Genomic DNA, 23,139 nt, shown 5'->3' with positions numbered 1-23,139 from the left:
AAGGGACGCCGGTGGCCATCACCGACATCAGAGCCTTTGCCCACCTGACGGCCGCGGATGTCGAGACACTGGGCCAGGAACTCGACACGATCCGCCGGTCCGTCGAGCAATCCCTGGGTGAGCGGGACGCGCGGTACATCCGGCGCAGCATCGCCGCCCAGCGCGGCCTGGAACTCGCCGCCCGCGCCGTGCTGTTCGGCAGCCGCAACCGCTGGGCCTGGGTGGCCGGCACCGCCATGCTGTCGGTCGCCAAGATCATCGAGAACATGGAGCTCGGCCACAACATCAGCCACGGCCAGTGGGACTGGATGAACGATCCGGAGATCCACTCGACCAACTGGGAATGGGATATGACCGGCCCGTCGGCGCAGTGGCGGCGGGCCCACAACTATTCCCATCACACCTATACCAACGTGCTGGGCAAGGACGAAGACCTCGGCTTCGGCATCCTGCGAATGACGCGTGACGAACCGTGGCGGCCGGTGCATCTGGTGCAGCCGTTCGCCAATATCGTCCTGGCCGCGGCCTTCGAATGGGGCATCGCCCTGCACGACTGGACCATCGACAAGGAGCTCTCCGACACACCGCGGTACCAGGTCCTCTCCGAGCCCAACAAACTGTTCGCCCGCAAGATCGCCCGGCAGGTGACCAAAGACTTTCTGCTCTACCCGGCGGTCACCGGGCCCGCTTTCATGTCGACTCTGAAAGCGAACGCCACCGCGAATCTGGTCCGCAATCTGTGGGCATACGCCGTGATCTTCTGCGGCCATTTCCCCGACGGTGCGGAGAAGTTCACCGAGGAACAGCTCGAGGGCGAGACGCCCGGTGAATGGTATCTGCGGCAGATGCTCGGCAGCGCGAACTTCTCGGCCGGTCCGGTCATGGGTTTCATGAGCGGCAATCTGAGCTATCAGATCGAACACCACCTGTTCCCGGACCTGCCCAGTAACCGCTACCCCGAGGTCGCGGCGGGCGTACGCGAACTCTGCGAGAAATACGATCTGCCCTACACCACCGGATCGCTGGGCAAGCAATATCTGCTGGCCTTCCGCACCATCCACAAACTCGCCCTGCCGGACCGGTTCCTGCGCCGCACCGCCGACGACGCGCCGGAAACCTCCTCCGAACGCAAATTCGCCGGGGTCACGCTGCATGCGGGCTCGGAGAATTTGCCGTGGAGTATCGACCCGGCGACCGGAAAGCGCCGTGGGCTGCGCTGGGCGATGCACGAGGCGAAAATCGCGTTGCGCGCCAAGGCCGAGCAGGAGCGAGAAGTGCTGCGCAGCGCCGAGCGGACTTTTCGGGCCAAAGCCCGGCAGGAGAAGGATCTGCTCCGGCGAGCCCGGCACGCATTGCGCAAATCACAGACCTCGTACTCCGCCTGACCGGCGTCCGCTTTCGGGAAATATGATCGCGTGGCGGGTGTAACACGGCTGCCACGGGATGCGATCATTACCTTCGAGGCCCAAGTGTGACGCGCTACGATGGCGGTTGTGCTCGACCTATCATTCTGTTTTGGGACGCGCAATAGGGTACACGCCACATTTTCTGACCGAAGCCCCAAACCTACGGTGTCGTAACTTACGGTAGGGTAGCCGCCATGGCTATCTCGGATGTCAAGGAATACGCGCATCTCACCGAAGCGGACGTGGAGGCTCTCGGAGCAGAGTTCGACGCGATTCGCCGGGACATCGAATCGACTCGGGGCGAGCGGGATGCCCGATACATTCGCAACGTCATCAGACTGCAGCGCGCCCTCGAAATCAGCGGCCGTACTGTATTGTTCGCCAGTTTCCTGCCCCCGGCCTGGCTGGCCGGCGTGGCGCTACTGGGCACCGCCAAGATCATCGAGAACATGGAGATCGGGCACAATGTGATGCACGGCCAGTGGGACTGGATGAACGATCCGGAGATCCACTCCACGCATTGGGAATGGGATAACGCGGGCCCATCCAAGCACTGGAAGCACACCCACAACTACCTGCACCACAAGTACACCAATGTCCTGGGAATGGACGACGATATCGGCTACGGCCTGCTGCGTGTCACCCGCGACCAGCGCTGGAAGCCGTTCTATATCGGTAACCCGGTCTACAACCTGGTACTGCAATCGCTGTTCGAATACGGCGTCGCGATCCAGCACCTCGAACTCGGCAAACTCGCGGCCGGAAAGTTCGAACCGGGAACCCCGCAGCGCGCGGAATTCGATCGTAAGGCCGGCGAGGTGAAGGCCAAGATCAAAAAGCAGGTGCTGAAGGATTATGTCGTCTTCCCGTTGCTGACCGGCCCCTCGTTCTTCCACACCCTCACCGCCGACCTCGCGGCGAACGTGGTCCGCAACATCTGGACCAACGCGGTCATCTTCTGTGGCCACTTCCCCGACGGTGCCGAGAAATTCACCAAGGCCGATATCGACGGCGAATCGCAGGCCCAGTGGTACCTGCGGCAGATGTTGGGCAGCGCCAATATCTCCGGCGGCAAGCTCCTGCACTTCATGACCGGGAACCTCAGCCACCAGATCGAACACCATCTTTTCCCCGATCTCCCCAGCAACCGGTACGCCGAGGTCGCGGTCCGGGTGCGCGAGCTGTGCGATAAATACGACCTGCCGTACACCACGGGTTCACTGCCGGTCCAGTATTTCAAGGCCTGGCGCACCATCGCGAAACTGTCGCTGCCCGACAAATACCTGCGGCACACCTCCGACGACGCCCCCGAAACCGCCTCGGAGCGGAAGTTCAACGGACAGGCGGTATCCACGTTCGATCCGGTCACCGGACAGCGGCGCGGTCTGCGCACTGCGATCGCGGAAGGCCGTCGTCGGCTCCGCCGCCGCGCGGTGGCTCTCGCGGGCTGACAAGGTGAGTAACCACCCGCCCCACCCGGATACGGCCGCGCGGGGCGGGTGGATCGCCGCCTCGCCGAGCTACTCGACCTCGTAGGACTCGCCACCGAGTAAGAGCGGCAGTTCGTGGAGGCGATCGGATACGAGGCAGGCTCGGTGGTCGAGACACACCGTATGCCGAGGCAACGCGATGCGGTGACGGCCCAGGGGATAGCGGGGCCCCGGCCGCGTCCCACCGCGGACCGGGCGTCCACAATGGCGCTGTGATGAGCGTTTACGAGGCTATTCGGACCCGGCGAGATGTGCGGGCGGAGTTCACCGGGGAGCCGATCGACGATTCCACGCTGTGGCGGATTCTGGAGGCGGCGCACTGCGCGCCGAGTGTCGGTAATTCGCAGCCGTGGGATTTCGTTGTCGTTCGCGAACCGGTGACACTGCGTGAGTTCGCGGCCCATGTGGCCGAGCGGCGGCTCGATTTCGCGCGATCGCTACCCACCGAGCGGGCACATACCTTCGCGCCCGTCAAGATCGAGGGAATCGAGGAGAGCGGCACCGGCATCGTGGTCGTGCACGACGATTCGCGGGGTGGACCACAGGTGCTGGGCCGGGCGACCGTACCCGAAACCGGTTTGTATTCGACGATTCTCGCGATCCAAAACCTCTGGCTGGCCGCCACCGCCGAGCAGATCGGGGTGGGCTGGGTGTCGTTCTACGACGAACCTTTCCTCGCCGGCCTGATCGATCTGCCCGCGGATATCCGGCCGGTTGCCTGGCTCTGTATCGGCCCGGTCACCGAATTCCAGCACGTTCCCGATCTGGAACGTTTCGGCTGGCGCGACCGGCGACCGCTGAGTGCCGCCGTGCACCGGGAGCGGTACACCGGCGCCACCGGGAAATGAGAAAGCCGACCGGCCCGTAGGGACCGGTCGGCTGCAGCGTCGGCTATGCGAGCCTTATCAAGCCGTAGTCGAAGGCGTGCCGGCGGTAGACCACCGACGGTCGATCGGTTTCCTTGTCCTGGAACAGGAAGAAATCGTGACCCACCAACTCCATCTGGTACAGGGCATCATCGACTGTCATGGGGATCGCCGAGTGCACCTTCGTCCGCACGATATGACCGGGCCCCTCGTATTCGGGGTAGTCGGCCGCGAAATCGGAACGTCTCCGGGTATGTGGGGAATGATCGTGTGGGAGATCGGAGAGATCAGCGAGTAGCGCGTCCTCGGCCAGTTCGGCGGTGGCGTCGTGCACGGAGACCGGGGTCTTCTCGCCGTAGTGGACGCGGCGGCGGTCCTTGGTGCGACGCAGCCGGCTCTCCAGCTTGGCGGTCACGGCCTCGAACGCGGCGTAGAAACTATCCGCACAGGCCTCGGCACGAACGATCGGACCCTTGCCGCGTGCGGTGATCTCCACCCGCTGGCAGCTCTTGCGTTGACGACGGTTGCGCTCGTGGAAGAGTTCCACGTCGAAGAGGAAAATCGATGGATCGAAGCGTTCCAGACGGGACAGCTTCTCCGACACATAGATTCGGTAATGGTCGGGCACCTCGACGTTGCGGCCCTTGACCACGATCTCCGCACGGGTGTCCCGTGGTCGGTCGAGCTGGTCCTCCAACTCCGTCTGGGCTGTGTCCTGTACTGAAGGTCGTGAAGTAGTCGTCACGCGTACCTCCCGGATCTGGCCACACACTTGTCGTCGCATGCGGCGGGATGAAACGGTGCCGGCCATGTCGGATCCAGTCGGCCGGCACGTGATGTACGAGGCCCACCTCCAAACTCCCGGATCGGGTGTGTGAACGCGACGCTAGTACGAGGATCGAAGGTTCGCCACTGTTCACGCAAATTTCCCGGATTCACCCGGCACACGTCACGAATACGCCATCAGGGCGTGTTCCTGCGGCAACGAGGGCACGGGCGCAGGCCGATACCGTGGCGCCTGTCGTCAACACGTCGTCGACCAGAACGACCTGTGCGTTCGCCGCATGGCCGGGGAAAGGCACAACGTTCACCCGGCCGCGTAGATTGCGGTCGCGCTCGCGCGCCGTCAAACCGGCCGAATCACGTACTCCCCACCAGACTCGCAGACAGGGCAGGACCTGGCAACTGCGCAGCGACCGCGCCGCGATCCACGCGCATCGCAGTACCGGGTCACCGCCACGGCGCCGTGCCGCCGCGCTCCGGCTCGGCGAGGGTACAAGTATCAGGGGCCGGTCCGGGTCTCGCAACTCGGCCAGTCCCGCGGCGAGAGCGAGTCCGAGCGGCCGGGCGAGATCGCGCCGGTTCCGTTCCTTGGCCGCGAGCACGGCCTGCCGGGCGGGGCCGCGGTAGCGGCTCAGCGCCCAGCAAGGCACGCCCGGGTCCGACCGTGGGTACACCCGGATCGGCGGGCCGGTGACACTGCGCGCGCACCCGGCACACCACGGTGTCCCGGGTGTCCGGCAGCCGGCGCATTCGGAGGGTACGACCAGATCCAGCAGGGTCCGTATGACCGCAGTGTGCCGGTGGGGACCGACACCACGAGGGGGGAATCAGCCCGGCAGCACCGGGACGGCATCCGCGCCGAGGCCGGGAACCTCGCGCCAGTAGGGGTCGCCCCCCTCGGGGGTTCGGGTGAATTCCAGGACCGCCCGCGAATCGGCGACATACTGCCGTTCGATGGAGGCGGTGACCTGGCGGACCGGCGGGGTGAGGTTACGACCGCCGAGCGAGGCCGTTCCGGAGCCGTCCATCTTCACCGTACGGACCGGGTCGACGTTACCGGCGGTGGCCAGGATGATCGTATCGTCGCTGAACCAGTCGACCGAGGTCGCGGCGGTACTGAGTTCGATGGCGATCTGCCGCGGTGAGGTGAGTGCGAAGGTACCGTCCGGCCGGCGCAGCACCATGGCGACGTACACCTTCCCGTCGGCGATCAGTACCGCGCTCACCCCGTTGCGGGAAATCCGCAGTTCGGTGATCGGTAGTTCGAAAGCGGGTCCGGAATCCGGTGCCGTCAGCTGGGTGGTATCCACCTCCTGGACCGAGACGGTGCCGGTATCGCGATTGGTGACCGCTCGGATCACCCGGTTCCCGTCGATGACAGCCCAGGCCGCACTGCCGTCGTCGGTCCAGGACGGGCGGGTGATGGCACCGCCCTCGGCGACCGGGAAGGCGTTGCCCCCGTAGCTGCCCACCATCAGCGTGCGCTGCGGCTGCGGCGGCTGGCGGCCCGCGTCGGCGACGGCCGCCACCAGTTTGCCGTCCGGTGACAGGCCGACCGATTGCAGGTTCTGCACCTCGCCGAAATATCCCGGAGCCGGGGCCGGGGCCCGGTTCGCCTCGACCTTGACCAGCTTGCCGTCGCGAAGCGCGTGCAAGCCGATCAGCGCCCCCGGCTGCACGGAGTCGGCGAGCGTGCCCAGATCGTCGACCGACCAGCCGTTGCCGGCGAACCGCTCGTCCAAGGGCCGGCCGTCGTCGAGCAGCATGTAGGGACCCAGTACATCGGCGCTCGCGAGGGTGAGTACCACTTGGGCGGCGAACAATTCGCGGTCACGCGGGCTCATCTCGCCGATCCCGGTGAAATCGATCCGTACCCCGCCCAGCCCCACTCCGACGCCGACCGGATCGCCGTTGGCCTTGGTGACCGTACCGCGCACCGCCACGGGCGGAGCCAGGTAATTACGCACGGCCGGGGCGATATACGGCTGCGGGCCCGCGATCAGTTTGTTCACCAACTGCTGGGCCAGTTCGTCCGGGCGGCCCGCGATCCAGCGCAGATCCGGGGCCACGTGCTGGCCGTCGGCGGTGACGAAGTACAGGGCCTGCCGGCGGTAGGACTGGGTGAAGGCGCTGTACTCCATCATCACACCGTCGGGCAGTTCGTCGATCCGCCATTGGCCGTCGATCCGGGTCATCTCGATCTTGTTCTCGATGATCCCGTCGACCGCGTGATACGAACCGTCCTCGGAGAGTTCCCCGACCTTGCGCGCGCGCAGCACATAGGTCGCCTCGTTCTCGGTCCGTGATTCCCGCAGGGTGTCCGCCCGTTCCACGATCACATGGGAGTCGACATCGTTCCACTGGGTGGAGGCGGCGGGGGTCATGTACTGCCGGGCGGCCAGATGACCGTCGGCAGGGTCGGCGGTGGCCTGTAGGAAATCCCGAAGCAGCAGATCCGGGTCACGGCCCTTGGTGGGGAGCGGGGGGCCCTCGGCGATGGGTTCCTGGTTGATCGTGCCGAGTGCCTGGGGCTGCGAGGAATCGGGCAGATTCGCGCAACCGGCCGTGGTGGCCAGGCCGAGCACCGCGGCCATCACGACGAGCAGCCGTAACCGCCGAATGCGCGCGGTCATGATTTCTGGTCTCCGCTGTCGGTGATCACAGAGCCTCCGTCCGCCGGATCCGACGGCCCCGGTTTCCCGCGATCCGGATCCTGCGTGGGCGTATCGGAATCCGTACCGGTCTCCCCGGAACTGCTCTCCGGGGAACCATCCGGGGCGGCGCCGCTCTCCGGCGCAGTGGACGCGGCAGTATCCGGATCCGGACCGGGCACCGGAACATCCGTCGCCGCCGGGGCCGGTTCCGCGGTCCCGGAATCCGCGGTAGCGCCTGGTGCCGACGAAGCCGGTGGCGCGGCCTCGGGAGCCACTGCCGGGCGGGGCGCCCAGGGCTCGGTTTCGGTGACCGGAGGGCCGAGTTCCACCCGCTCGCCGCTGGTTCGATCACCGTCGCCGTCCGGCGGCCGAGGCGCACGACGCATCCCGGGTTCCAGGGGCAGCGGGCTCTTGCCCAGTTTCTGACCACGGACCAGCGGCAGGGTCAGCCGGAAACTCGCGCCGACGCCCGGACGTCCCCAGGCCTCGAGTCTGCCGTCGTGCAGGTTGGCGTCCTCGACACTGATCGACAAGCCGAGCCCGGTCCCACCGGAGCGGCGCATCCGCGAGGGATCGGACCGCCAGAACCTGCTGAACACCAGCTTTTCCTCCCCCGGCCGCAGACCGACACCCTGGTCCCGCACCACCACGGCGAGGGCATTGGCTTCGGTATCGCCGCGCATCCGGATCAGGACGGGTTTGCCCTCGCTGTGATCGATCGCGTTGGCGAGCAGATTGCGCAGCACCCGCTCCACACGCCGCGGATCGACCTCGGCGACCACCGGTTCTTCGGGCAGGTCGATAACCACCTCGGTCGCGGCGTCCCGCGCCAGATGCCGCACTGTGGAGATGGCCGCGCGGACGCACATCCGTACATCCAGCGATTCGACCTGGAGTTCGGCGACGCCGGCATCGTGGCGCGAGATCTCCAGCAGATCGTTGAGCAGTCCTTCGAACCGGTCCAGTTCGGTGACCAGCAGTTCGGCACTGCGGGCCAGCGCGGGATCGAGATCGTCGCTACTGCCGTGGATGAGATCGGCCGCCATCCGCACCGTCGTCAGCGGGGTGCGTAGTTCATGGCTGACATCGGAGGTGAAGCGCCGCTGCAGATTGCCGAATTCCTCCAGCTGATTGATCTGATTGGACAGGCTCTCGGCCATTTCGTTGAAAGCCTTGGCCAGCCGGGCGATATCGTCGTCGCCGCGCACCAGCATGCGTTCCTTGAGCCGCCCGTCGGCGAAGCGACCGGCGATCCGGGCGGCGGACCGGATCGGCAGCACCACCTGACGGGTCACCAGGGCCGTGATGGCGGCCAGCAGGATCAGCAGCACCACACCGCCGACCAGCATGGTGCCGCGCATCAGCGCCAGGCTACGTTCCTCGTTGCCCAGCGGGAAGATCAGATAGATCTCCAGGGTGGGCACCTCGGCGCTGGGACTGCCGATGATGAGCGCGCGGCCGTGATAGCCGTCCGGATCCGCGACCGTGGCGAACTGGTAGCTGACCTGGTTTCGCTGGACGAACCGGCGCAGCGCGTCGGGCACCTCTGTCATCGGCCCGGCGGTGATCACCTGCTGTGGGGTCCCGCCGATCATGCTCAGCGCCGAATCGAAACTGCCCGCCTCGCCGCCGGTCCGGCTCGAATCGCGCCGGTTGGAGAGTGACTCACGGGCATCGGTCAGCCGCTGTTGCTGGCTGGTGATGTCGTGGACCCCCGTCAGTTGGGTTTCGACCGTATTGCGGACGCGGTCCATCTCCTCGACCCCCGCGGCGATCTTGGCGTCCAGCAGTCGATCGGTGATCTGGCTGGTCAGCACAACACCGAGCACCATGATCACGATCAGCGACAGCGTCAGCGTCGAGACGATGACCCGCAATTGCAACGAGCGCCGCCAGAGCAGACCCAGCGATTTGCCGACGTGCTGGAACCATTCGTTGACCGGCGTCAACGCCTGCCGCACGTCGGCGAGACGCCCGGATCCACCGACTTTCCGACCGGCGCCCGACCCTATGTGGTCGCGCAAGGTGGTGCCTTCGGCCCCGGAAACTCCAGCCGGATCACGGCGGACCGGCCTTGTACCCCACACCGCGGACGGTCAGAACGATCTCGGGATTCTCCGGATCCTTCTCGACCTTCGCTCGAAGTCGCTGTACATGGACGTTCACCAGACGGGTATCGGCGGCGTGCCGGTAACCCCAGACCTGTTCCAGCAGCACCTCGCGGGTGAACACCTGACGGGGTTTGCGGGCCAGTGCCACCAGCAGGTCGAACTCCAGCGGCGTGAGCGAGATCTGCGCGCCTTCGCGGGTGACCTTGTGCGCCGGAACATCGATCACGATATCGGCGATGTTCAGCAGCTCGGCCGGCTCTTCCTCGGTGCGGCGCAGCCGGGCTCGCACCCGGGCCACCAGTTCCTTCGGCTTGAACGGTTTGACGATGTAGTCGTCGGCCCCGGATTCGAGGCCGAGCACCACATCGACGGTATCGGTCTTGGCGGTGAGCATCACGATCGGCACACCGGAGTCGGCGCGCAGCACCCGGCACACGTCGATGCCGTTCATCCCGGGCAGCATGAGATCGAGGAGCACCAGGTCGGGCCGGATCTCACGGACTGCCGACAGCGCCTGGGTGCCGTCGCCGACCACGTGCGGATCGAACCCCTCGCCCCGCAGGACGATGGTGAGCATCTCCGCGAGCGCCATATCGTCGTCGACGACCAGAATCTTCGGCTTCATAGTTACTATGTTGTCATCTCCCGCGCTCGTAACGGGCCGCCACGCCACACAGTGGCGCGTTCCCGCCGGATATCCAACACTAATTCGCGACCAATGCGGCGAGCCGCGCGGCCAATGAGTTCATTTCCTCGGCGAGCCGGCCGGAACCTTCTTCTTCGGTGGACCGGAAAACCCACCAGGTTCCATACCAATCCCGCCGAGCAAGATCACGGTACACCTCGGCGGTACGTTTCTGTAATCCGCCGTCGCGCTCATAGGCGTCGAGCGCACGGGACTCGTCGAGTTCACCTCGGCGGCGGGCGCGTAGGGCAGCCACCTCCATCGGCACGTCGAGGAGCACCTGCACCCGCGGCACCGGAAGCTCGAAACGGCCGAATTCCAATTCGCCGACCCAACGCACTATTTCCCCATCCGCGGATTGGCCCAGCCGCGCGGCGTTGTAGGCGGCGTTGGAGGCCACGTAGCGGTCCAGCAGGACCACATCATTACCGGCGAGTGATTTTGCGAGGTCGTCGACGGCCCCGGCCCGGTCCAGCGCGAACAGGGCGGCCATGGCGTTCACCGATGCGGCCAGATCGCCGTGTTCGCCGCGCAGTGCCTCGGCGGCCAGATCGGCGTGCACGGACCGGCCGTATCGCGGGAAAGCCAAGGTGTCCACGCGGAGTCCGCGCTGTTCGAGTGCCTCCGCCAGATGGCCGATCAGCGTGCGTTTACCCGCCCCGTCCAGGCCCTCGATGGCTATCAACACTCCCATGCCCAGGCAGAATACCCCCGTCGTACGCGGATCCTCTCGCCGGTTCTTCCCGGCTGCACCGACTGGGCGGAATGAGGATCTCGCTTGTGCCGGCCCGGCCGGTACGGCACAGCCGATACCCGCCGCGACAGCAGCGGCCGCCGACGCCTCCCGGCGCCGACGGCCTCCCGGCACTACCCGATCAGTACCGGTAGTGCTCCGGCTTGAACGGGCCCTCGACATCGACGTTGATGTACTCGGCCTGATCCTTGGTGAGCTTGGTCAGCGTGCCACCGAGCGCCTCCACGTGGATCTTGGCGACCTTCTCGTCGAGCACCTTGGGCAGGCGGTAGACCTCGTTGTCGTATTCCTCCGGTTTGGTCCAGAGTTCGATCTGGGCGATCACCTGGTTGGAGAAGCTGTTGCTCATCACGAACGAGGGGTGGCCGGTGGCGTTGCCGAGGTTGAGCAGGCGCCCCTCCGACAGCACGATGATGGACTTACCGGATTCACCGAACGTCCACAGGTCGACCTGGGGTTTGATATTCAACTTCGTCGCGCCGGAACGTTCCAGGCCCGCCATATCGATTTCGTTGTCGAAATGGCCGATATTGCCGAGAATGGCCTGGTCCTTCATCGCCTTCATATGGTCGAGGGTGATGATGTCCTTGTTGCCGGTGGACGTGACGACGATATCGGCGTCGGCGATGGCCTGCTCCACGGTGACCACGTCGAAACCGTCCATCAGCGCCTGCAGGGCGTTGATGGGGTCGATCTCGGTGACCTGGACGCGGCCGCCCTGACCGGCCAGCGATTCCGCGCAGCCCTTGCCGACATCGCCGTACCCGCAGATCAGGATCTTCTTACCGCCGATGAGGACATCGGTGCCACGGTTGATGCCGTCGATCAGCGAATGCCGGGTGCCGTACTTGTTGTCGAATTTCGACTTGGTGACCGAATCGTTGACGTTGATCGCCGGGAAGGTCAGCTCACCCGCCGCGGCGAACTGGTAGAGCCGCAGGACACCGGTGGTGGTCTCCTCGGTCACGCCTTTGATGCTCCCGGCGAGCGCGCTCCACTTACCCTTGTCCGTTTCGAACCTCTCCCGCAGCAGGTTCAGGAAAACGGTGTATTCGGCGGAATGCTCCTCGTCTGCGGGCGGAATTACACCGGCCTTCTCGAACTGGGCGCCGCGCAGGACCAGCATGGTGGCGTCGCCACCGTCGTCGAGGATCATATTGGCCGGTTCGCCCGGCCAGGTGAGCATCTGTTCGGCCGCCCACCAGTACTCCTCCAGCGTCTCGCCCTTCCAGGCGAAAACCGGAGTGCCCTGCGGCGCGTCGATGGTGCCGTGCGGGCCCACCACGACGGCCGCGGCCGCATGGTCCTGGGTGGAGAAAATATTGCAGGAGGCCCACCGCACCTCGGCGCCGAGCGCGGTGAGAGTTTCGATCAGCACAGCGGTCTGCACCGTCATATGCAGCGAACCGGAGATCCGCGCGCCCTTCAGCGGGGCGACATCGGCGTACTCGCGGCGCAGGGCCATCAGCCCCGGCATCTCGTGCTCGGCCAGCCGGATCTCCTTGCGGCCGAATTCGGCCAGCGCCAGATCCGCGACCTTGTATTCGACACCGTTACGGGTATCGGTGCTCAGCGAGGTTCGAGGCAGTTCGGAGGTCGTCATCAGCGTGGATCAGCCTTCTCTCGGTATCGGTCTCGACCGCAAGGCTAGCGGGTTCCACCGACCCTGTGGTGCGGGTGTGCCGGTCGGCGCGATAGCCGCTCGGTAACGCTCGGCGAGGCCGGTGATCAGGCCGCGACCTGCCTCCGCGTGGCCGCGAGAATGCGCTGGCTCTTACCGGGTGCGACGTTGGCCCTGGTGATATCGCCGTCGTAGTGGGCGAGTACTCGCTTGTCCATGACCCGCCGCCACAGTGGCGGAATCCCGGCCAATACCACCATCGCCGCGTATCCGGCGGGCAGCTGCGGCGCCTCGTCCGAACTGCGCAGCGTCTGATATCGACGCCCCGGGTTGGCGTGGTGATCACTGTGCCGCTGCAGATGGAAGAGGAAGATGTTGGTCACCAGACGGTCGCTGTTCCAGCTGTCCCGTGGGGTGCAGCGGCGGTACCGGCCGTTGGGACGGCGTTCCCGCAGCAGTCCGTAGTGCTCGATGTAGTTGACCGTTTCCAGCAGACCCGCGCCGATCACGGCCTGCAACAGTAGATACGGCAGGATCTGCCAGCCGAAGACGAGCATCAGGGCGCCGAAGAGCGCTACGGTCATCGACCAGGCCTGCAGAATATGGTTGCGTGGGTTCCACCAGCCGCTGCCGGCCCGCTGTAGCCGTTCCCGTTCGAGGGCGATCGCGGAGCGGAACCCGCCGCTCACACTGCGCGACAGGAATTTCCACAGACTCTCCCCGAGCCGGGCGCTGGCCGGGTCGTCGGGAGTCGCTACCCAGACGTGGTGGCCCCGGTTGTGCTCGACGAAGAAATGCCCGTACCCCGACTGCGCGAGCGCTATCTTCGCGAGCCAGCGCTCGACACGCTCTACCCGGTGCCCGAGTTCGTGGGCGGCGTTGATACCGATCCCGGAGACCAGGCCCAGGGTGGTGGCGAGCCCGATCTTATCGACGATGCTCAGTCCGTTGCCGGACCACAGATAACCGGCGAGGGTGAGCCCGATCAGTTGGAAGGGCAGGAACAGATAGGTGCACCAGCGGTAGAAGCGGTCATCGGAGAGGGATTCGTAATCCTCATCGCGCGGATTCGTGCCGTCGTCGCCGACCAGCACATCCAGCAGCGGAATGATCACCAGCACGACGATCGGCCCGAGCCACCAGAAGAACTCGAGACCGGTGTGCAACACCAGCTGCGAGGGCAGCAGCGCGCACGCCGGGGCGATCAGCCCGAGAACCCAGAGATGGCGTTTGGGATCGGCCGATCCAGCCGACTTGCCAACCAATTGCACTTTTGCCCCGCTATTGAGAACCGAACCTACAGCGGCCTACATATTTGCAGAACCTGCGTCACTGATGCGTGCTTGTTCGTCCCGAACGTGGGCACTGTTACACGGGAGATACCGTACCGGCGGTTTGCCGCCGCGGCGACACGGGTACTCCGTACACCATCCGTTACCGGAGAATCCGCAGGCAGTTGGATACTTCCCCGGGGACGGGAGGCCTCAGCGAGTTCAGCGCAACTCGCGTTCGGCGAGCACAGCGGCGACGTACGGGCTGAAAACCCGCCCGAGTTCGGCCGGGGCGTCGTGATCGGCCGGGGGCGGTGTGGGGATATAGCTGATCGCCAGGCGGACCAGCGCATGCGCGAAGGTGAGGGCCTGCGCCGGGGTCAGCGCGATCCAGCTGCGCTGCACCACGGTCGACAACCGTTCGGTGGCGTGCGCGATCAACGGACCGGCGTCGAGGGTGATGAGCCGGAGCAGATCGAGTTTCACCTCGCCGAGCAGCAGCGACTGCACGAGCGGATCTTGCGCGGAATCGCGGAAATAGCTCGCGAGACCCTTCCGGATGGACGCCTGCGCATCGCCGATATTGGCGGCCAGCGCCGTTTCCACATGGTCCACGAGATCATCGGCGAGCCGGATGGCATAGGCCTCGGCGAGGCCGCCGCGGGAGCCGAATTCGTTGTAGAGAGTCTGCCGGCTCACCCCGGCCCCGGCCGCCACATCGGTGAGCGTGATCTTGGACCAGTCACGCTGCAACAACAGTTCTCGCATCGCGTCGAGGATGGCTGTGCGCAGCAACTCACGCGCAGACCCCTGGTTCGCATTCCGGGATCCGGTGCTCGGCATATCAGCGACACTGGCACGAACGCACTGCGTGAGTCAAAGTTTCAAGTTCGCTCGATTTCGATCATGGCGAAATCCGACTTGGCTGCGCCGCAATCCGGACATGTCCAATCATCGGGAATATCGTCCCAGCGTGTACCGGCCGCGATCCCGTCGTCGGGCCACCCCAGCGCCTCGTCGTATTCGAATCCGCACTGGACGCATTGATACAGCTTGTATTCGGTCATGGGTTCACCGGCCTTTCGGTTGATCGGGCTCCCCCGGCTCACGATCGGGCGGGTAACGGCTCGAAATCGATCTTCTCCCGGACCGCGCAATCCGGACAGCACCAGTCGTCGGGTACCACCGACCAGGGCGTACCCGGCGGGAAACCCTCATGCGGAGCGCCCGTGGCCTCGTCGTAGACGTAGTCGCACACCGGACAGCGGTACTCGCTCATTCGGGCACCTCCACCGTGGCCGCGCCGTAGCGCGCGAGCACCCGAGCCCGCGCCGGAGGATGGATATTGGCACGGGTGATATCGCCGTCATAGTGCGCGAGCACCCGTTTGTCCATCACGCGCCGCCACAGCGGTGGAACATAGGCGAGCACGATCATGCCCGCATATCCCGCGGGTAGCGTCGGCGCCTGCTCCCAGGTGCGCAGTGCCTGGTAGCGGCGGGTCGGAAACGCGTGGTGGTCGCTGTGCCGTTGCAGGTGGTACATGAAGATATTGGTGACCAGGTGGTCACTGTTCCAGCTGTGTGTGGGGGCGGGGCGTTCATATCGCCCGCCGGGAGTGCGCTGTCGCGCCAGACCGTAGTGCTCCATGTAGTTGACCGCCTCCAGCAGGCTGAATCCGACCACCGCCTGCAGCAGCAGATAGGGCAGCAGTTCCGGCCCGAACGCGAGGACGAGCGCACTGAACAGCACCACGGTCAGCAGCCACGCGGTCAATATGTCGTTGCGCCGATTCCACGGCCCACAGCCGAGCCGCTGCAATCGAGTGCGCTCGAGCGCCCACGCCGAACGCACACCACCTCCGACCGATCGCGGCAAGAACGCCCAGAAACCCTCCCCGAAACGGGCGCTGGCGGGATCATCCGGGGTCGCGACCCGCACATGGTGACCACGATTGTGCTCGATATAGAAATGGCCGTACCCGCTCTGCGCGAGCGCGATCCTGGACAGCCGCCGCTCCAGCCCCACCTTCTTGTGCCCGAGTTCGTGGGCGGTGTTGATCCCGAGCCCGCCGATCACCCCCAGCGTGACGGCCAGCCCGATCTTGTCGACCGTGTCCAGTCCACCGTCGATCACCGGTAGGTGGGGATTGTCGGCGGTCATGAGGTAGCCGGCCGTGATCAGGGTCGCGTACTGGCACGGCAGGTAGAGATAGGTGAGGTAGCGGTAGTACTTGTCGTTCTCCAAGGCCGCCACGACCTCCTCGGGCGGATTGGATCCATCCGGACCGACGAACCTGTCGGCGATCGGAACGACGAGGTAGAGCACGATCGGACCGAGCCAGAAAACGATATGGACGAGGCCGGGCCTGCCGACGGCGTAGAGCACCCAGACCAGCGGCAGCCCGATCGTGAACAGTCCGGTGGGCGCCAGTAGGCCCCACAGCCATAGATACCGTTTGGGATCGTGCCACGATTCGGGCGGAGTGGATTCGTCGGGCTCGTCAGACATAGCCGTCTCACCTCGGGTAGGGCTCGGCAGGCTTCGCTGCTGGTCTCATTTCCGCACGCGGCGCTGTGTCGCGTACGCACCACACTCACTTCCGACGGTAAGCGCGAGGAGGCCCCGGAGCAGAGACGTTTATGAGTTCGGTAAAGAACGGATTCGGGTACACGCATACGTTATGTAGCGGGTGGCCCTGGGCCGCGGGCGACCGAACCCGCCGCTCGGCCGTGATCGGCCGAGCGGCGGCGAGCTCACCGGATCAGTACATCGGCGTCCGGCGGCAATGCGTCCACCGCCCACCATCGCAGGTCGACGGATTCGGCACTGCGCACCGGGACCGCGCCCGGCGGCGCGGTGATCCGGAACAGCAGATCCAGATGCCGGGTCGGTACGCCGAGCGAGCAGGTGATCGGATGCGCCTGGGCTCCATAGAGGTCCGGATCCAGCCGCAATCCCGGGATTCCCGATTCCTCGGTGGCCTCGCGCAGCGCGGCGTCGGCCACGGTCTCGTCACCGGTCTCGCAGTGCCCACCGAGCTGGATCCAGCGGCCGACCCGCGGATGCAGGGTCAGCAGCACCTCTCGGCCGTCGTGTGAGAGCACCACCGCCGAGGCGGTGATATGACCGGGCGCGTGCTCACGCAGGCAACCCCGGGGAGCCGACCCCAGGAACGCGAGCATCGCCTCCCGCAGCGAGGCATCGGAGCCGGTGTCCGGTTTCCATTCGGTCAGCAGTTCGGTGGCCGACGCGTGTAGCGATTCGGCGGTCACAGCTCGACCAGACCGGTACCTGGGTCGCGCGGCGCACGCGGGGTGAGTTCTTCGGTGGGATGCCCGATCGCGACGGCCCCCAGCGGGACCCATTCACTGTCCAGGCCGAGTACCTCCCGGGTCACCTCAGGGGCGAAGATGGTCGATCCGATCCAGCAACTGCCCAGCCCCTCGGTCGCGAGTGCGACCAGCAGTCCCTGCACCGCGGCGCCCACCGCGACGGTGAACATGGTGCGTTCCGCGTCCCGGCGATGCTCGTCCGGATAGTCGTGTGCCCCGTCGGGAACGCAGAAGGGGATGATCACCTCCGGGGCGTCGAAGAGGAGCCGACCGCGGTGCACCCGCCGCTCGATCCGGTCGGGTTCCAGCCCGTCCGCCGCGAGATCGGCCCGCCACTTCCCGGCCATCGCGTCCAGCAGCGCCTGTCGCCGGTCACGGTCCCGCAACCAGACGAACCGCACCGGTCGGGTGTGGTGCGGAGCCGGTGCGGTGAGAGCCACCGCGACCGACCTGCGTACCTGTTCCGGGTCCACCGGATCCGGTGCGAAAGCGCGGACCGACCGGCGCAGCAGGACCGCTTCGCCACGCCCCCGCGCGATCGCCTCGGCAGTGCCGAGCCAGAACAGATCGTCGGTTCCCGGGCGCACCAGATCGGCTGCTGTGGAACCGTTGTCGGCAGGGGTGAGCCCCCGTACCACCGCGATCGGGACACCACCCAGCTTCCCCTTGACCAGGTCGGCGGCAGCGGCCAGCTCGTCCGCGATCGCCACCTGGGTGACCTGGAGTTCGTTGCCCTGCCCGTCGACGGCGCCCGCGTAGTCGTACAGCACCGGTAATCCCGCCGAACCGATCGCCACATCCGTCTGCCCGTTACGCCAGGCGCGGCCCATGGTGTCGGTGACCACCACCGCGATCTCCACACCGAGCCGTATGCCCAGCGCCGACCGCAAACCTTTTGCGCTGCCGTCGGGATCGGTGGGCAGCAATACCAATTCGTCGTGTTCGACATTGGACCCGTCCACCCCGGACGCGGCCTGCACTATGCCGAGGCGGTTCTCGGTGATCAGGGTGCGACCACGGCGAGCCACCACCCGCACCGCCTCCTGCTCGACCAGGCGGCGCCGCGCGGAATCGCGTTCTTCCGGATCGGTGGGTGCCGCGACGATCCGGCCCTCGGCCTTGGCGACGATCTTGCTGGTGACGACCAGGATATCGCCGTCGGCCAGCCAGGGGGCCCGGGCGGCGATATGTTCGGCGAGATCGTCACCCGGCCGGAATTCCGGCAGTCCGGTGATGGGCAGGATCTGCAATTGCGCCGTGCCATGATCGGCGAACTGGTTCTCTGCCAACGGATTCACGCTGATCACGGCTTCACTCCTGCCAAATCGAGAGCCTCACGCACCATCTCGGCGGTGGTGGGCGGATCGGTCATCAAAAGGGGAACACTGCGCACCTGGACACCCGGAACCTCGGCGGTATCGGTCGTGTGGATCAGCCAGCCGTCGAGAATGCCTGTGGCCGAACGTGATCCGTAATGGCGCCCGACCGCCTCGGCCGAGGTCTCCACACCGATCACCGATAGGCACTCGTCGGCCATCCCGCGCAGCGGCTTCCCGTCGATCACCGGCGATACCCCGATCACCGGGGCCGTGGTGGTACGCAGCGCGCCCCGGATCCCGGGCACCGCGAGAATCGATCCGACGCTCACCACCGGGTTCGAGGGAGCGAGCAATACAGCATCCGCATCGGCTATGAGTTCGGTCACATTTGGGCCCGGTTTGGCGTCATCCGCCCCGATTGTGGCGAATCCGTAGGTTTCGACGTCGGCGCGGTAGCGAACCCACCACTCCTGGAAATGGATCGCGCGGCGTTCGCCAGGGCTCTCCGGATCGCTGATAACAACATGCGTTTCACAGCGATCGTCGGTTGCGGGGAGCAGTTTCACACCCGGTTGCCATCGATTGCAGAGGGCCTCGGTAACCGCCGAGAGCGGATACCCGGCGCGCAACATTTCGGTACGAACCAGGTGCGTCGCTATATCCCGGTCCCCCAGCCCGAACCAGTCCGGCTGCGCATGATATTTCGCGAGCTCTTCCTTCGCGTGCCAGGTTTCGCCCAACCGGCCCCAGCCGCGCCCCGGGTCGATTCCGCCGCCGAGCGTATACATGCAGGTATCGAGGTCGGGGCAGATTTTCAGCCCGTGCATCCAGACATCGTCGCCCACGTTGACGATCGCGGAAACATCCGCCTCGGGGAGCAGCTCCCGAACGCCCTGCAGGAACCGCGCGCCACCGACTCCGCCGACCAGGACGACGATACGAGGACCATTGGCGGGTGCGATGTCCGCTTGTTGTGAAGTCACATCTGTACACCCTATGCCGCACCGGAAATAGTGCGCGTTCCGCTATATTTGCCGCTCATTTGCTATTCGGGTCACAAGATCGACTCGGAATGCCGCGCGGGATAGTAACGGAATAGTGACGGTGGCTTGACCATCACCACTGGCGGCGTGTCTAATCACAGACATGTCATTCCGGGTCGCGCGGGAAGTGCAAGGCGCGTACGGAAACTCGAACAGATGTTCGAATTGGAATGGCAGGTTCGGGGAAGTCCGCGAGACAACGTCGCGGAGTTCGGCCGTCGGTATGCGCGTTGATCGACGGAAATGAATTCATTCTGCGCTAACACACAGTGAGGAGGCGGAGCGATGGCCGATGATCTGGCCCCGACCGGCATTCCGGTGGGTGTATCGCGAACCGATTCCACAGCAGGCGCAGCACAAGGCGTCGCTGCTGAATACGGCTGGTCCGGCACTGATCGGAGTGAGCGTGAATCAGCTCCCCGGCTCAGCCTGATCGTGACCGGTTTCGACGAGATGTTCGGCTCCATCGAAGAACAATGGCAAGAACGCGCACTCTGCGCGGAGACAGACCCGGAGGCCTTCTTCCCGGAGAAGGGTGGCTCCACCCGCGAGGCCAAACGCATCTGCTTGGGATGCGAGGTCCGCGACGAATGCCTGGAATACGCGCTCGCGCACGATGAGCGCTTCGGAATCTGGGGCGGCCTGTCGGAGCGGGAGCGCCGGCGCCTCAAGCGCGGTATCGGCTGACAATCGGCGACCCCGCATGCGGCCACACCGCTCGCGTCGGTGCGCCCCGGAGCACGTGGCCGGGGCGGGCCGTCGCGATCGGCGATCACTGACTAACGTTCTGGTCATGGCACGATCCCGCAACCGCAGACCCCCGACCGCTCGGTCGGTCAGCCGTCGCGGCCGCGGCGTGCGCGGCCCGATGCTGCCGCCGACCGTCCCCGCCTGGCGCACCCGGGGCCAGAAATTCGATCGGCTGGTACTGGAGGCGTTCGCACCCCTGGACACCCGCTGGCACGACCGCCTCACCAAACTCGATATCGCCGTGGACGATGTGCCCAAAATCCGTCCGCTGCACCCGGATTCGGTAACCTGGCCGGACGAGGTCGTCGCCGACGGCCCGGTCCCGCTGTCCCGCCTCATCCCCGCCGGTGTCGACCGGCACGGCACTCCCATCCGCGCCCGGGTGGTGCTGTTCCGCAAACCCCTCGAACTACGCGCCGGCGACCCGGACGATCTGGTGGAACTGCTACGCGAGGTCCTGGTGCAGCAGATCGCGACATATCTCGGAGTCGACCCGGACGTGATCGATCCGGAACCGGAATAGCTGTGTTTATTTGCGGCGCCTTCGGCGCCGCGGGGGCGGGGCCCTATTAACCCCGGTTCTTCACTCCTTCGCTCAGTCGCTGCGCTCCTTCGCTACGTCGCTCCAGAACCGGGGCGGGCCCCGCCTACGGAGGTGGACTATCCGGAGTAGACGGAAGGCGAGTGCAGACGCGGGCCTCGAGCAGCCTGGCTGGACACACGGCCCCGTGGTGCCGAAAGAGCCGCCGAACTCCGAACAGCCGACTGCACGGACTCGGTCGCTACGCTCCTTTGCCGAGTCGCTCCAGAACTGGGCGGGCCCGCCCACCGAGGTGGACCTTTGAAGTGGACTGCCGATGGTGAGCCGCCCACGCTCGCCGAATTCGGCGGGCCGGAACTGGACTACCCGGGCGCCTGCGATGTTCCCGCCTACATCGAACACATTCTTGCTCTGATGGGGTGTGGGCGCCTTGCGGAGGGGCTCGGTCGTCCGCCCACTCCGGAGCCGGGCCGGGGCAGCGGGCGCAGTTCCCCAGTGGTCGCGAAACATGCCGAAAGCGGTACGAATCACACCTCGACGCGCCGCGCGTGAGTATATCCATGAGCGTGTCTGCCCCACTCGGACCGGTGCGCCGGGTTACGCTCATCGGCGTGATCTCCATGCGTCGTTGCTGCCGACCAGGCTGCAAGAATCCGGCCGTAGCGACGCTCACCTATGTCTACTCGGACTCCACCGCGGTGGTGGGCCCATTGGCGACCGTGGCCGAACCGCACTCCTGGGATCTCTGCGCAACCCACGCCTCCCGGATCACCGCTCCCAAAGGCTGGGACATGGTCCGGCACGAGGGCGGATTCTCCACCAGCCCGGACGACGACGATCTGACCGCGCTCGCCGAGGCGGTACGAGAGGCCGGATTGCGCCGCCGCCCCCCGGAACCCGACCAACGCGGCTACCGCGACCACACCCCGCCGTCGCGCCCCACCCGCACCGGCCGCCGCGGCCATCTCCGCGTACTCCCCGATCCCCCCAGCTGAGCTGTGTCTATTTGCCCCGCCGAAGACGGGGCCGAAAACACCGCACTAGGGTAGTCGCCATGACAGTCGCCCGCTCTGCCGAGTCCGTGAACGCGGTGATCAAGGCCTACGACATCCGCGGTGTGGTCGCCGACCAACTCGACACCGGCTTCATCCGGGACACCGGGGCGGCATTCGCCCGGCTGATGCGGGGCGAGGGCACGCGGCGCATCGTGATCGGACACGATATGCGCGCCTCGTCTCCCGAGCTGGTGGCCGCCTTCGCCGAGGGCGTGCTCGCGCAGGGTCTGGATGTGGTCCAGATCGGGCTGGCGTCCACCGATGAGCTGTACTTCGCTTCGGGCCGGCTCGACTGCCCGGGTGCCATGTTCACCGCCAGCCACAACCCGGCGCGCTACAACGGCATCAAGCTCTGCCGGGCGCGCGCGCTACCGGTGGGTCAGGACACCGGGTTGGCGACCATCGCGGACGAGCTGATCGCCGGGGTGCCGGAGTACGACGGGGAGCCCGGCGCAGCCACCGAGGTCGACCTGCTCGACGACTACGCCGCCTTCCTACGCGATCTGGTGGACCTCGGCAGTATCCGACCGCTGACCGTCGCGGTGGACGCCGGCAACGGTATGGGCGGGCATACCGTTCCCGCCGTACTCGGTGCGCTGTCGCAGATCACGGTCGTACCGCTGTACTTCGAACTGGACGGCACCTTCCCCAACCACGAGGCCAACCCGCTCGATCCGAAGAATCTGGTGGACCTGCAGGCTCTGGTCCGCGATTCCGGCGCCGATATCGGCCTGGCGTTCGACGGTGACGCCGACCGCTGCTTCGTGGTGGACGAACTGGGTGATCCGGTTTCCCCGTCGGCCATCACCGCGCTGGTGGCGGAGCGGGAACTCGCCAAAGAGCCCGGCGCCACCATCATCCACAATCTGATCACCTCGCGGGCGGTCCCGGAGTTGGTGACCGAGCTGGGCGGTCACCCGGTGCGGTCGCGGGTGGGCCATTCGTTCATCAAACAACTGATGGCCAGTTCGGGGGCCGTATTCGGCGGAGAGCATTCCGCGCACTACTACTTCCGGGATTTCTGGGGTGCCGATTCCGGCATGCTGGCCGCCCTGCACGTCCTGGCGGCCCTGGGTGAGGACAAACGGCCCGTTTCCGAGCTGATGGCGTCCTATACCGCCTACGCGGCTTCCGGTGAGATCAATTCGACCGTGGACGACGCCGCCACGCGGACCGCCGCCGTCATCGACGCGTTCGCCGGGCGCGCGGTCTCGGTGGACCGCCTCGACGGGGTCACCGTCCAGCTACCCGCCCATGCCTGGTTCAACCTCCGCGCCTCCAATACCGAACCGCTGCTGCGGCTCAACGTCGAAGCCAGGTCACAGGAGGAAGTAGACGTACTCGTGACCGAGATCCTGCGCATCGTCCGCGCCTGACTGGAATAGTGGAAATACACACCGTGGATTCGCCCGTACCAGGCCCAGTGTCCACGACGCGGGCGGTGGCGGCCGAGAC

23 protein-coding genes are annotated in these 23,139 nt (G+C 66.1%); 8 read left to right on the top strand and 15 right to left on the bottom strand.

Going from position 1 to position 23,139, the window contains the following annotated elements; all coding sequences use genetic code 11:
* The first annotated feature begins 11 nt into the window (after nt 1–11).
* The 3 genes from IEY68_RS11720 to bluB all read left to right on the top strand — a co-directional run bounded on the left by IEY68_RS11720 (nt 12) and on the right by bluB (nt 3,744).
* Nucleotides 12–1,385, top strand: a complete 1,374-nt coding sequence (locus tag IEY68_RS11720; protein WP_058854434.1) for a fatty acid desaturase family protein — start codon at nt 12–14, stop codon at nt 1,383–1,385.
* Nucleotides 1,386–1,600: 215 nt separating this feature from the next.
* The gene (locus IEY68_RS11715; protein ID WP_058854435.1) at nt 1,601–2,857 is read left to right on the top strand and encodes a fatty acid desaturase family protein; all 1,257 of its coding nucleotides are present in this window, start codon (nt 1,601–1,603) and stop codon (nt 2,855–2,857) included.
* A 254-nt stretch (nt 2,858–3,111) separates the two neighbouring features.
* On the top strand, nt 3,112–3,744 hold the full coding sequence (gene bluB, locus IEY68_RS11710; RefSeq protein WP_058854436.1) for a 5,6-dimethylbenzimidazole synthase: 633 nt from the start codon (nt 3,112–3,114) through the stop codon (nt 3,742–3,744).
* Nucleotides 3,745–3,787: 43 nt separating this feature from the next.
* Here the strand turns inward: bluB and hpf are convergent, their stop codons facing one another.
* The 15 genes from hpf to cofD form a co-directional block, all read right to left on the bottom strand.
* Nucleotides 3,788–4,507 carry a ribosome hibernation-promoting factor, HPF/YfiA family gene (gene hpf, locus IEY68_RS11705; protein ID WP_229718732.1) on the bottom strand — a complete coding sequence of 240 codons (720 nt, stop codon included), beginning with the start codon at nt 4,505–4,507 and terminating at the stop codon, nt 3,788–3,790.
* A 190-nt stretch (nt 4,508–4,697) separates the two neighbouring features.
* Nucleotides 4,698–5,195, bottom strand: coding sequence for a ComF family protein (locus IEY68_RS11700; protein WP_308434960.1), 498 nt, complete (start codon nt 5,193–5,195; stop codon nt 4,698–4,700).
* A gap of 177 nt (nt 5,196–5,372) precedes the next feature.
* A complete protein-coding gene (gene lpqB / locus IEY68_RS11695) occupies nt 5,373–7,178 on the bottom strand; it encodes an MtrAB system accessory lipoprotein LpqB (protein WP_058854439.1) in 1,806 nt (601 codons plus the stop codon).
* Complete coding sequence (mtrB, locus tag IEY68_RS11690) at nt 7,175–9,160, bottom strand: MtrAB system histidine kinase MtrB (protein ID WP_156426140.1); 1,986 nt, start codon at nt 9,158–9,160, stop codon at nt 7,175–7,177. The genes lpqB and mtrB overlap by 4 nt, the downstream gene beginning before the upstream one ends.
* A 97-nt stretch (nt 9,161–9,257) precedes the next feature.
* Nucleotides 9,258–9,935, bottom strand: a complete 678-nt coding sequence (gene mtrA, locus IEY68_RS11685) for an MtrAB system response regulator MtrA (protein ID WP_033243239.1) — start codon at nt 9,933–9,935, stop codon at nt 9,258–9,260.
* A 79-nt stretch (nt 9,936–10,014) separates the two neighbouring features.
* The gene (locus IEY68_RS11680) at nt 10,015–10,689 is read right to left on the bottom strand and encodes a dTMP kinase (RefSeq protein WP_058854440.1); all 675 of its coding nucleotides are present in this window, start codon (nt 10,687–10,689) and stop codon (nt 10,015–10,017) included.
* A gap of 181 nt (nt 10,690–10,870) precedes the next feature.
* Complete coding sequence (gene ahcY, locus IEY68_RS11675; protein ID WP_058854441.1) at nt 10,871–12,352, bottom strand: adenosylhomocysteinase; 1,482 nt, start codon at nt 12,350–12,352, stop codon at nt 10,871–10,873.
* A gap of 125 nt (nt 12,353–12,477) precedes the next feature.
* Nucleotides 12,478–13,635: an alkane 1-monooxygenase gene (locus IEY68_RS11670; protein WP_229718731.1), complete on the bottom strand. Its 1,158-nt coding sequence runs from the start codon at nt 13,633–13,635 to the stop codon at nt 12,478–12,480.
* 228 nt (nt 13,636–13,863) lie between these two features.
* Nucleotides 13,864–14,484: a TetR/AcrR family transcriptional regulator gene (locus IEY68_RS11665; protein ID WP_058854443.1), complete on the bottom strand. Its 621-nt coding sequence runs from the start codon at nt 14,482–14,484 to the stop codon at nt 13,864–13,866.
* Between the two features lie 41 nt (nt 14,485–14,525).
* A complete protein-coding gene (locus IEY68_RS11660) occupies nt 14,526–14,708 on the bottom strand; it encodes a rubredoxin (RefSeq protein ID WP_058854526.1) in 183 nt (60 codons plus the stop codon).
* 38 nt (nt 14,709–14,746) lie between these two features.
* Complete coding sequence (locus tag IEY68_RS11655; protein WP_058854444.1) at nt 14,747–14,920, bottom strand: rubredoxin; 174 nt, start codon at nt 14,918–14,920, stop codon at nt 14,747–14,749.
* Nucleotides 14,917–16,152: an alkane 1-monooxygenase gene (locus IEY68_RS11650; RefSeq protein WP_058854445.1), complete on the bottom strand. Its 1,236-nt coding sequence runs from the start codon at nt 16,150–16,152 to the stop codon at nt 14,917–14,919. The genes IEY68_RS11655 and IEY68_RS11650 overlap by 4 nt, the downstream gene beginning before the upstream one ends.
* A 245-nt stretch (nt 16,153–16,397) precedes the next feature.
* Nucleotides 16,398–16,916: an NUDIX hydrolase gene (locus IEY68_RS11645; RefSeq protein WP_058854446.1), complete on the bottom strand. Its 519-nt coding sequence runs from the start codon at nt 16,914–16,916 to the stop codon at nt 16,398–16,400.
* Nucleotides 16,913–18,274: a coenzyme F420-0:L-glutamate ligase gene (locus tag IEY68_RS11640; protein ID WP_058854527.1), complete on the bottom strand. Its 1,362-nt coding sequence runs from the start codon at nt 18,272–18,274 to the stop codon at nt 16,913–16,915. Before IEY68_RS11640 ends, IEY68_RS11645 begins: the two co-directional genes overlap by 4 nt.
* Before the next feature lie 5 nt (nt 18,275–18,279).
* On the bottom strand, nt 18,280–19,278 hold the full coding sequence (gene cofD / locus IEY68_RS11635) for a 2-phospho-L-lactate transferase (RefSeq protein ID WP_058854447.1): 999 nt from the start codon (nt 19,276–19,278) through the stop codon (nt 18,280–18,282).
* Between the two features lie 513 nt (nt 19,279–19,791).
* Between cofD and IEY68_RS11630 the strand changes: the two genes are divergently transcribed.
* The 5 genes from IEY68_RS11630 (at nt 19,792) to IEY68_RS11610 (ending at nt 23,060) form a co-directional block, all read left to right on the top strand.
* Entirely contained in the window at nt 19,792–20,025 is a 234-nt protein-coding gene (locus tag IEY68_RS11630; protein ID WP_030523343.1) for a WhiB family transcriptional regulator, read from the top strand.
* 106 nt (nt 20,026–20,131) lie between these two features.
* Nucleotides 20,132–20,611: a metallopeptidase family protein gene (locus tag IEY68_RS11625; RefSeq protein WP_168165638.1), complete on the top strand. Its 480-nt coding sequence runs from the start codon at nt 20,132–20,134 to the stop codon at nt 20,609–20,611.
* Between the two features lie 318 nt (nt 20,612–20,929).
* On the top strand, nt 20,930–21,181 hold the full coding sequence (locus IEY68_RS11620; RefSeq protein WP_189094220.1) for a hypothetical protein: 252 nt from the start codon (nt 20,930–20,932) through the stop codon (nt 21,179–21,181).
* A gap of 68 nt (nt 21,182–21,249) precedes the next feature.
* Nucleotides 21,250–21,624 carry a DUF3499 domain-containing protein gene (locus tag IEY68_RS11615; protein WP_373292975.1) on the top strand — a complete coding sequence of 125 codons (375 nt, stop codon included), beginning with the start codon at nt 21,250–21,252 and terminating at the stop codon, nt 21,622–21,624.
* 59 nt (nt 21,625–21,683) lie between these two features.
* The gene (locus tag IEY68_RS11610; RefSeq protein ID WP_058854449.1) at nt 21,684–23,060 is read left to right on the top strand and encodes a phosphomannomutase/phosphoglucomutase; all 1,377 of its coding nucleotides are present in this window, start codon (nt 21,684–21,686) and stop codon (nt 23,058–23,060) included.
* Nucleotides 23,061–23,139: the final 79 nt, after the last annotated feature.

The organism is Nocardia jinanensis, assembly GCF_014645735.1.
Classification (GTDB): domain Bacteria; phylum Actinomycetota; class Actinomycetes; order Mycobacteriales; family Mycobacteriaceae; genus Nocardia; species Nocardia jinanensis.
This window is presented reverse-complemented; position numbering and strand designations above follow the sequence as displayed.

What these genes read in the sequence shown, in the direction of transcription:
- IEY68_RS11715 (WP_058854435.1), top strand. Translation starts at nt 1,601, where the DNA reads ATGGCTATCTCGGATGTCAAGGAATACGCGCATCTCACCGAAGCGGAC.
- bluB (WP_058854436.1), top strand. Translation starts at nt 3,112, where the DNA reads ATGAGCGTTTACGAGGCTATTCGGACCCGGCGAGATGTGCGGGCGGAG.
- lpqB (WP_058854439.1), bottom strand. Translation starts at nt 7,178, where the DNA reads ATGACCGCGCGCATTCGGCGGTTACGGCTGCTCGTCGTGATGGCCGCG.
- mtrA (WP_033243239.1), bottom strand. Translation starts at nt 9,935, where the DNA reads ATGAAGCCGAAGATTCTGGTCGTCGACGACGATATGGCGCTCGCGGAG.
- IEY68_RS11680 (WP_058854440.1), bottom strand. Translation starts at nt 10,689, where the DNA reads ATGGGAGTGTTGATAGCCATCGAGGGCCTGGACGGGGCGGGTAAACGC.
- ahcY (WP_058854441.1), bottom strand. Translation starts at nt 12,352, where the DNA reads ATGACGACCTCCGAACTGCCTCGAACCTCGCTGAGCACCGATACCCGT.
- IEY68_RS11665 (WP_058854443.1), bottom strand. Translation starts at nt 14,484, where the DNA reads ATGCCGAGCACCGGATCCCGGAATGCGAACCAGGGGTCTGCGCGTGAG.
- IEY68_RS11660 (WP_058854526.1), bottom strand. Translation starts at nt 14,708, where the DNA reads ATGACCGAATACAAGCTGTATCAATGCGTCCAGTGCGGATTCGAATAC.
- IEY68_RS11655 (WP_058854444.1), bottom strand. Translation starts at nt 14,920, where the DNA reads ATGAGCGAGTACCGCTGTCCGGTGTGCGACTACGTCTACGACGAGGCC.
- IEY68_RS11650 (WP_058854445.1), bottom strand. Translation starts at nt 16,152, where the DNA reads ATGTCTGACGAGCCCGACGAATCCACTCCGCCCGAATCGTGGCACGAT.
- IEY68_RS11630 (WP_030523343.1), top strand. Translation starts at nt 19,792, where the DNA reads ATGTTCGGCTCCATCGAAGAACAATGGCAAGAACGCGCACTCTGCGCG.
- IEY68_RS11625 (WP_168165638.1), top strand. Translation starts at nt 20,132, where the DNA reads ATGGCACGATCCCGCAACCGCAGACCCCCGACCGCTCGGTCGGTCAGC.
- IEY68_RS11615 (WP_373292975.1), top strand. Translation starts at nt 21,250, where the DNA reads ATGCGTCGTTGCTGCCGACCAGGCTGCAAGAATCCGGCCGTAGCGACG.
- IEY68_RS11610 (WP_058854449.1), top strand. Translation starts at nt 21,684, where the DNA reads ATGACAGTCGCCCGCTCTGCCGAGTCCGTGAACGCGGTGATCAAGGCC.